Origin of the sequence: Streptomyces sp. NPDC006743, from assembly GCF_040703815.1 — a bacterium.
Classification (GTDB): Bacteria; Actinomycetota; Actinomycetes; order Streptomycetales; family Streptomycetaceae; genus Streptomyces.
This window is the reverse complement of the sequence record NZ_JBEYJA010000105.1, coordinates 1-8,853: the sequence shown is the minus strand read 5'-3', so window position 1 is coordinate 8,853 and position 8,853 is coordinate 1. Positions and strand designations below refer to the sequence as shown.

Here is an 8,853-nt window from a genome sequence, read left to right as displayed (position 1 = left end):
TCAGCGTCCTGTTCGCCATGCTCCGCGACGGCACCTTCTACGAACCCAGAACCCCACGCCTCGCTTGACGAAAGACATAGAGGCACCCCCCCCCGAGCCGACGCCCCACCGGACGCGCGCCGTCACGGGAGGGCCGGGCCGGCGACCTGACAGAACCTCACCGTCTTTCTCCCGGCCCCCGATTCCCCGCGCATAGCATCGCGCCAGGGTCCACGGTGCGGCGCAGCCCGCCCGGGCCGTCCCCCGCACGACGCGCGTCCCCCGGCCTCGCACCCCGCGCCCCTTTTCAGCTTCCGAACACGTCCGTGCACGCCCTCACACGCCCGTACACCTATGCGACGCGGAGACCACATTGCGACTCGCGCAAGTCATGGAAAACGTCTTTGAGCGCCACGCGGACCGGCCGGCGGTCGGTGAACGCTCCAGGGAATTCGTGCGCGACGCCCGGACCGGGCGCGTGTCCGCCCGGTTGCTGCCCCGCTACGAAACCACCACCTACCGCGAGTTGTGGGACCGGATCCGCGCGGTGGCGAGCGAATGGCACCACCACCCCGAGCACCCGCTGAGCGCCGGCGACCGCGTGGCCCTGCTCGGCTTCACCAGCCGCGACTACGCCACCCTCGACCTCGCCTGCATCCATCTCGGCGCCGTCACCGTGCCGTTGCAGACCAGCGCGCCGCTGGACCAGCTGGCGTCGATCACCGCCGAGACCGAGCCCACGCTGATCGCCGCGAGCAGCGAGCGACTGGCCGAGGGAACGGAACTGGCACTGAGGACGCCGTCGGTGCGCCGCCTCGTCGTCTTCGACCACCACACCGCGGCCGACGACGAGAAGGAACGTTTCCTTGAGGCGCGCGACCGCCTCACCGGCACCGGACGGAACATCGACGTCACCACCCTCACGGACCTCCTCGACCACGCCGAGACCCTGCTCCCGGCCCCGCTGTACACACCCGGCGACGACGAGGACCCGCTCGCCATGCTCATCTACACCTCCGGCAGCACCGGCACCCCGAAGGGCGCCATGTACACCGAGAGGCTGGCCCGGGCGATGTGGGGCGGCGCCTGGTCCAAGCTCTTCGCCGGCACCGACGTCGTCACCGTCAACTACATGCCGATGAGCCATGTCGCCGGCCACTCCTCGCTCAAGAACGCGCTGGTGCGCGGCGGAACGACCTGCTTCACCGCCTCCAGCGACCTCTCCACGTTCTTCGAGGACATCGCGCTCATCCGGCCCACCGAACTGTCCCTGGTACCGCGCGTGTGCGAGCTGCTGCACCAGCGCTACCAGAGCGAGCTGAGCCGCCGCGTCGACGAGGGCGCACCCCCCCAGGCGGCGGCGGACGAGGTGCGACGCCATCTGCGCGAGGACGTACTCGGCGGCCGCGTCACCTGGGCCAGCAACAGCTCGGCCCCCCTGTCCGCCGGACTCACCGAGTTCATCGAGTCCCTGCTCGGCATCCCCCTGCACAACGTGTACGGCTCGACGGAGGCCGCCGGCATCTCCGTCGACGGCGAGCTGCTGCGCCCCCCGGTGACCGGCTACCGCCTCGCCGACGTACCGGAGCTGGGCTACTTCAGCACCGACACCCCCCACCCGCGCGGCGAGTTGCTGCTCAAGTCCGACTCCGTGGTCCCCGGCTACTACCGGCAGCCGGAGCTGACGGCCGCACTCTTCGACGCCGACGGCTACTACCGGACCGGCGACATCGTCGCCGAGCTGGCGCCCGACAGGATCGCCGTCGTGGACCGCCGCAAGAGCGTCCTAAAGCTCTCCCAGGGCGAGTTCGTGGCGACCGCGCGCCTGGAGGCGGTCTTCGCCGCCGCCCCCCTGGTCCGGCAGATCTTCGTCCACGGCAACAGCGAACGCTCCTACCTGCTCGCCGTCGTCGTCCCCACCGAGGACGCCCTGGCCCGGTACGGCGACGACCCGCAGCGCCTCGAACAGCTCCTGGACGCCTCCTTCCGGGACATCGCCCGCGAACACGGCCTGAACTCCTACGAGATACCCCGCGGCCTCCTCCTGGAGACCGAGCCGTTCAGCCAGGCCAACGGGCTGCTCTCCGACCACCGCAAGCTGCTCTGGCCCAAACTGCTGGAGCGCTACGGCGAGCGCCTGGAGCGCCTGTACGCCGACATCGCCGCCCGCGAGAACGACGAACTGAACGAGGTCCGCCGCACCGGCGCGACCCGGCCCGTGCTGGAGACCGTCCGGCGAGCCGTGCGGGCGGTCCTCGCCGGCACCTCGGCCGAGGCGAGCCCGGACGCGCACTTCCGTGACCTGGGCGGCGACTCGCTGTCGGCGGTGTCCCTGTCCGACCTGCTCCAGGGCGCCTTCGGATTCCGGGTGCCGGTCGACGTCATCATCAGCCCCGCGCACGATCTGCGCCGGCTCGCCGCCTACATCGAGGCCAAGCGCACCACCACCGCGAACCGGCCGGCCTTCGCCTCGGTGCACGGCGCCGGCGCCACCGAGGTGCACGCCAAGGACCTCACCCTCGACCGGTTCCTCGACGCGCGCCTGCTGGACGCCACCCGCGAACTGCCGCGGCCCTCCGGTGAGCCCCGCCACGTCCTGCTGACCGGCGCCAGCGGGTACCTGGGGCGCTTCCTCACCCTGGAGTGGCTCCAGCGGCTCGCCCCCGTGGACGGCCGGCTGACGGTCGTGGTCCGCGGCCGGGACGCGGCGTCCGCCCGCCGCCGGCTGACCGACGCCTACGGCGGCGCGGACGCGGACCTGACACACACCTTCGCGAAACTGGCCGACGGACACCTGGAGGTCCTCGCCGGTGACATCGCCGAACCCGGCCTCGGACTGCCCGAGGCGGACCGGGAACGCCTGGCCGCCGACGTGGACCTGATCGTTCACGCGGGCGCCCTGGTCAACCACGTACTGCCCTACGACCACCTCTTCGAGGCCAACGTCGTCGGGACCGCAGAGGTGATCCGGCTCGCCCTGACCACGAAGCTCAAACCGGTCACGTACATCTCCAGCGTGGCCGTGTCCACGTCCCCGGCCGGCGATCCCCTGGACGAGGACTGCGACGTACGCACCGAACTGCCCGTCCAGCCCGTGGACGACGGCTACGCCGGCGGCTACGCCACCAGCAAGTGGGCGGGCGAGGTACTGCTGCGCGAGGCCCACGAGCTGCACGACCTGCCGGTGACGGTGTTCCGCTCCAACATGATCCTCGCCCACAGCCGGTACGCCGGGCAGCTGAACGTGCCCGACATGTTCAGCCGGCTGCTGTTCAGCGTCCTCGCCACCGGACTCGCCCCGCGCTCCTTCTACCGCACCGAGGGCGACGGCGCGGGCCGGCCGCACTACGACGGCCTGCCCGTGGACTTCACCGCGGCCTGCGTGGCCGCCCTGGGCGGCGCCACCTCGGGATACCGCACCTACAGCCTGGTGAACCCGCACGACGACGGCGTCAGCCTGGACACCTTCGTGGACTGGCTGGCCGCGGACGGCCACAGCATCGAACGGATCACGGACTACGACGACTGGCTGGTCCGACTGGAGGCGGCCTTGCGCGCCCTCCCGGAGACCCGGCGCCAACACTCCGTCCTGCCGCTGCTGCACGGCTACCGCACTCCCGAACGGCCCTACCCGGGCTCGGTCATCCCCTCGGCCCGCTTCCAGGCAGCCGTCCGGCGGACCGGAGTGGGAACGGCTCACGACATCCCGCACCTGTCGCCCGACCTCATCCGCAAATACGCCACGGACCTCCAGCCGCTGCTGACCACCCGGGACCCCGCGGCACAGGACTGAAGGGAACCCCGGACGAACCCACGGCGCGTTCCGGGCGGCTGAGGCCGCCCGGCGCGCGGACACGCGGCCGGAACGGGGCCACGAGAGGCCGGGGCACGCGACGCTGGTCTGCGACGCCGGGGGAGTCCCTCGCTGTGTTCGCCGCCCACAGCGAGGGACACCTCCGCGCTCACCGGGTGCCGGGTCCCCCGGCGCACAGCGCGTGGTCGATCAGGATGCCGGCCGCGCTCTCCTGCTCCAGTATGTGTTCCGGGGTGTCGCCGCGTGCCTCGGACATGGAGACCACGGCGCTTCGACGTCCGTCCTCGGTGACGCCGTTGAGGGTGATGTAGCCGCCGTCCCCGCCTTCATGGCTCCAGTAGGTTCCTCCGCAGGTCAAAGGGCGCTCCACGAGACCGAGTCCGTATCGGCCGTGGGGCCAGAGCCGTTCGGCCTCCGCGCTCACGGGGACGGTGTGCTTCATCTCGGCCAGCTGCCGTGCCGGTAGCAGGCGGCCCCCGAGCAGCGCGCGGAGGAAGCGGTTCTCGTCCCGAATGGTCGTGACCCACGAAAGGTTCTCGTGGTCCACCGGTATCTGGTCGGTGACGTCCACCCGCGAACCGGGGCCGAAGAACTGGTAAGCCTGGGCGTGGGGCTCCGGCAGGGTGGAGGAGGTGCCCGTCCACCGGGTCTCGTCGAGAACCAGCGGGCGCAGGACGCGGTTCTCGATCTCTTGGTGGGCGGGGTGTCCGGTGGCCTTCTGGACGATCATGTCGAGCAGGACGTAGCCGGTGTTGGAGTACGCCCAGCCCTCGCCGGGCGGGAAGTCCGGCTCGTGGGCCATGGCGAGGCCGACCAGCCGCTCAGGTTCGTAGACGGTGTGGCGCTGCTGGAAGTACTCCTCCGGCGTGGTGTATCCGGGCAGGGCGTCGTGGATGCCGCTGGTGTGCTGGAGCAATTGGCCGACGGTGATCCGACTGCCGTCGTTGCCGTTGCCCCGCACCACGCCCGGCAGCCAGTGGTCGACCGTGTCGTCCAGGGACAGCCTGCCCTCGGCCTCCAGCTGGAGGATCACGGCGGCGACCATTGTCTTGGACGTGCTGGCCATGCGGAAGTAACCGCCGGAAGAGACCGGGTGGCCGGTTTTCAGGTCGGCGGTACCGCTGGTGGCGACCGACTGCCGCCCGTCGGGCGCGATCACACGGGCCTGCACCCCGCTCACACCGAGGGCGTGGATCGCCTCGGTGTCACGGCGTAACCGCTCCGCAGGGCAGGGGCCGACGGGCTGAGCGATGGCGGGGGCCACACCCGCGGTGAGCAGCGTAGCGACACCGAGCGCCATGACCAGGTGCTTTCGCAGAGTCGAAGTCATGACTGGACGCTAGGTCCGCCCCCCGGCGGGGCGCGATCCGGCGCACCCCAGGACCGGAAGGGGGGACACCCCCAGCACGGGCCGTCGCCGGTCCGGCATCCCCCCATCGACCACGGGCACGCGTACGCGACGGTGCACCCGGCCGGCACGAGCCGCCCCCGGCCGGGGCGCGCGCCCCCGCCGGACCGGCTGGGGCCGCAGCGGCGGCCTGCGCGAGCGTGACGTCGAGCCTCTGCGCAGAGGTGGCGCTCAGCCGCACTGGCAGCAGGAGGCGGCGGCCGTTCACCGGACCAGGGCCTCGGCCAGTTCCCGCGGCCGGGCGGCGAACGGGCTGTGGCTGCCCGGCAGGGTGCGGACGGTGAACGGCTCGCCCGGCATGGCCCGGTCGGCCTCCGCGATCATCAGGTCCTGTACGGCCACCGGCAGCGCCCGGTCCTGCGCACAGCGCACGAAGGTGCGCGGGACACGCCCCCACCGTCCCGCGGTCACGACCACGGGGGTCGCCGGTACGGCCAGCGGCAGGTCGGGACTGAGCGCGAGGCGCCAGCGGTCGAAGCGGTCGGCGGGCGTGTCGTGGTAGTGGGTCTGCCGCAGCTCCTCGACGTAGGCGGGATCCGGCGAGAGGGGGTCGATCCGTACGGCGCCCAGCGCCTCGGGATCACCCAGGCTGAGGCCCTGACCCCCTGCGGTGGAGTTCTCCGGGGCGCCGAGGTAGTCGAAGAACCGGGCGCGGCCGGCGGGGACGAACGCGGAGAGGTAGACGATGCGGTCGACCAGCTCGGGTGCGCGTTCTGCGGCGAGCGACGCGGGGCCGCCGCCCGCGCTGTGGGCGACGAGCACCACACGGCCGTAGCGGCGGACCCGGCGCAGCGTGTCCAGGACGGCATCGGCGCAGTCGTCCATCGTCACGTCGGCGAGCCGCGACCTCTCGGTCAGCAGACCCGGCCGGCCAGGCAGCAGGTACCCACTGGGCACAGGAGCGTCGAAGCCGTGCCCGGGCAGGTCGACGGCCACGCTCGCGGCCCCGAGACCGGCGAGTGCGAGCTGCGTCGCCGCCCACTGCGACGAGCCGTGCCAGGCGCCGTGGACGAGAACGAAGACGGTGGTGTGCAGATCGGTGTCCGCGGTGTTCAGAGTGGGTGTCACGCCGCCCATCCCAGTCGGTGACGGCCGGGCCATCCAGGGCAAGAGATGACACACTGGCCGGCGATACTTTCTGTGTATGGAGGGCGGACGGTCATGGAGGCGCGGCACCTTCGGTATGCGCTCGCTCTCGCCGAGCACGGACACTTCGGCCGGGCCGCCCGCGCGCTGGGCATCGCGCAGCCTCCGCTGTCCAAACAGATCGCCGACCTGGAGCGCGAGACCGGGGCCCGGCTGTTCGACCGGACGCGCCAGGGGGTGTTCCCGACCGCCGCGGGCGAGGCGTTCCTCGCCCGGGCGCGGCGGGCCTTGGAGGAGATGACGGCGGCCACGGCCGACGCGGGCCGGGCTGCTCGCGGCGAGACGGGCCGGCTCCGCCTGGGCTTCGTGGCCTCCGCGCTGCTCGACCCGCTGCCGGACGTTCTGGGCCGGTTCGGCCGCGAGCGGCCCGATGTACGGCTGGAGCTGCACGAGATGGCATCCCGCCGCAGCGCCACCGCCCTCGTCGCCGGAGAACTGGACGTGGCCGTCACCCTGGGACCGCCCCGCGGGGCCGGCGCCGAGCACCTGGTGTCCGTCCCGGTAGGGCACGACCGTCTGATCGCCGTCGTCAGCAGCGCGCATCCCTACGCGGGCCAGGCGTCGGTGAGCGTGGACCAGTTGCGGCGGCAGCCGCTGATCGTGGCCTCCGGAGAGGACGAACCCGCGGTCGCCGCGGGGTTGCGCACCCTGCTGGACGAGGACGCCGCCGCACTGGACGGTGCGACCACCGCCCGGGACGTGCACACGATCATCGGCCTGGCCGCCTGCGGGATCGGCGTGGGCCTCGGACCCTCTCGCATGCTGTCGGCCCCGCGCCCGGGGATCCGGTTCTGTGAAGTGACCCCGCGCACGGCGCTTCCCGACCTGGTCCTGTCCTTCGCCGGCCGGGACCGCTCGCCCGTGCTGGGTGCCTTCCTCGACTGCGTCCGCAGGAACTGCCCCGACGCCGGTGCCGCGCTCGATCGCCGGCTGGGCCGCCCGTGAGACCGGACGCGGTTGCCCCTGCCGCGCCCCTCGGCCGAGTCCGCCGCACACCGCGACCGGTCCCCATGTCCCCTGCCCGCCCACCACAGCCGGACCGGGAAGGCGGCGGACGTCCGGCTGATGGACGAGCCGGGTCCTGAGCGAAGACTCAGCGCAGTTGTTGGGCCAGTCCGACGATGACGCCCTCCGGGCCACGGAGGTAGCAGAGCAGATGGCTGTCCTCGAACCGGGCGATCTCGCCGAGGAGTTCGGCGCCGTGGGGCCGCAGGCGGGCAACGGTGCCCTCGAGGTCGTCGACGGCGAACATGACGCGATGGGTGCCCAGGACGTTGTGCGGCCGGTTGCGCGGCTCGGTGCTGATCACCGCGGGGCTGTGGTACTTCGCCAGCTCGAGCCGGCTGTGACCGTCCGGGGTCCGCAGCATCGCGATGTCGCAGCGGACACCGTCGAGTCCGGTGCACTGGTCGGCGAAGCGGCCCTCGACCCGCGCCGTGCCCTCCAGCTCCATCCCGAGTTCCACGAAGAACGCGACGGCGGCGTCCATGTCCTCGACGACGATGCCGACGTTGTCCATCCGCTGAATCGCCATGCTGGTTGCTCCTTCTTCTTGCGCGTGCGGCCGATGACGGCCCCGGACGTTGGCGCGGACATGGCCGGTGGCACGTCCTGGACATCGTCTCTCGACGGCCAGAACGTCAGCCCGTCCGCAAAACCCCTTGCTCAATGGTCAAGAGTCGTTGGCCATTGTTCGTATGCCTGCCGATGATCCTCCCGAGACCTTCCACGTCACCACTGAAGAGCAACTGCGCGCCGTCTCCAGCCTCACGCGTCACCGGATCATGGGCGTGCTCCGCTTCGAGCCGGCGACGATCACGCAGATCGCCGAGCGGGTGGGCCTCGCGAAGGGGAGTTCCAGCTATCACGTGCGGCTGCTGGAGCGGGCCGGCCTGGTGAAGGTCGTACGCACGCGGAAGGTGCGGGGGGTCACCGAGCGGTATTACGCGATGGCCGCGCGGTCGGTCGTGCTGCCGGACCCGGGCGAGGGAGGGCCGGATGTGCTGATGCGGCATGCGGTGGCGGACCTGGAGGCGTCGCCCGCGGACGGCGAGCGGCACTAACGGTGGCTCACCTGCGCCTCACCGAGGAGCAGTTCGCGGAACTGGGGGAGCGGTTGCAGGCGTTGGCGGACGAGTACCAGGAACTGTCCGATCCGTCGCTGCCGGACGCGTCGCTCGTCTTCGCACTGTTCCACCCTGCGCGGCGCGACCGGTCAGCAGGGGACGGCAAGTGACCTCAACAGCAGGGAAGTTGCCCATCGGGTTCGGACGGCTGTGGAGCGCACAGATGTTCTCCTCGCTCGGCGACGGGGTGACGCACGCCGCGCTGCCGCTGATCGCGTTGACGTTGACGCGGGACCCGATGGCGCTCGCCGTCGTCACGGCCGCGGGGACGCTGCCGTGGCTGCTCTTAGAGCTGCGAACAAAAGGGGCGCCCGGCTCGCGACGCCCGGCACGCACGCTCGCGGCGTTGCCGAAAGGCCCTGGTAGCTCCGCTACAAGGA

At 71.9% G+C, this 8,853-nt stretch carries 4 protein-coding genes and 3 pseudogenes; 4 read left to right on the top strand and 3 right to left on the bottom strand.

Annotated elements, in window-relative coordinates:
• Positions 1 to 313: 313 nt before the first annotated feature.
• Positions 314 to 3,772, top strand: a pseudogene (gene car / locus ABZ719_RS36615) (carboxylic acid reductase); the annotation flags it as partial.
• A gap of 169 nt (positions 3,773 to 3,941) precedes the next feature.
• On the opposite strand, the gene ABZ719_RS36610 reads toward car, so the two are convergent.
• Complete coding sequence (locus ABZ719_RS36610; RefSeq protein WP_366729492.1) at positions 3,942 to 5,123, bottom strand: serine hydrolase domain-containing protein; 1,182 nt, start codon at positions 5,121 to 5,123, stop codon at positions 3,942 to 3,944.
• A 282-nt stretch (positions 5,124 to 5,405) separates the two neighbouring features.
• Positions 5,406 to 6,269 (bottom strand): alpha/beta fold hydrolase, encoded by an 864-nt coding sequence (locus tag ABZ719_RS36605; RefSeq protein ID WP_366729491.1) that lies wholly within the window; start codon positions 6,267 to 6,269, stop codon positions 5,406 to 5,408.
• A 93-nt stretch (positions 6,270 to 6,362) separates the two neighbouring features.
• Between ABZ719_RS36605 and ABZ719_RS36600 the strand changes: the two genes are divergently transcribed.
• The gene (locus ABZ719_RS36600) at positions 6,363 to 7,292 is read left to right on the top strand and encodes a LysR family transcriptional regulator (RefSeq protein WP_366729490.1); all 930 of its coding nucleotides are present in this window, start codon (positions 6,363 to 6,365) and stop codon (positions 7,290 to 7,292) included.
• Positions 7,293 to 7,440: 148 nt separating this feature from the next.
• On the opposite strand, the gene ABZ719_RS36595 is transcribed toward ABZ719_RS36600, so the two are convergent.
• Positions 7,441 to 7,881 (bottom strand): VOC family protein, encoded by a 441-nt coding sequence (locus tag ABZ719_RS36595; RefSeq protein ID WP_366729489.1) that lies wholly within the window; start codon positions 7,879 to 7,881, stop codon positions 7,441 to 7,443.
• 163 nt (positions 7,882 to 8,044) lie between these two features.
• Here ABZ719_RS36595 and ABZ719_RS36590 point away from each other — a divergent pair.
• Positions 8,045 to 8,583 (top strand): annotated as a pseudogene (locus tag ABZ719_RS36590) (winged helix-turn-helix domain-containing protein).
• Between the two features lie 17 nt (positions 8,584 to 8,600).
• A pseudogene (locus tag ABZ719_RS36585) lies at positions 8,601 to 8,853 on the top strand (hypothetical protein); the annotation flags it as partial.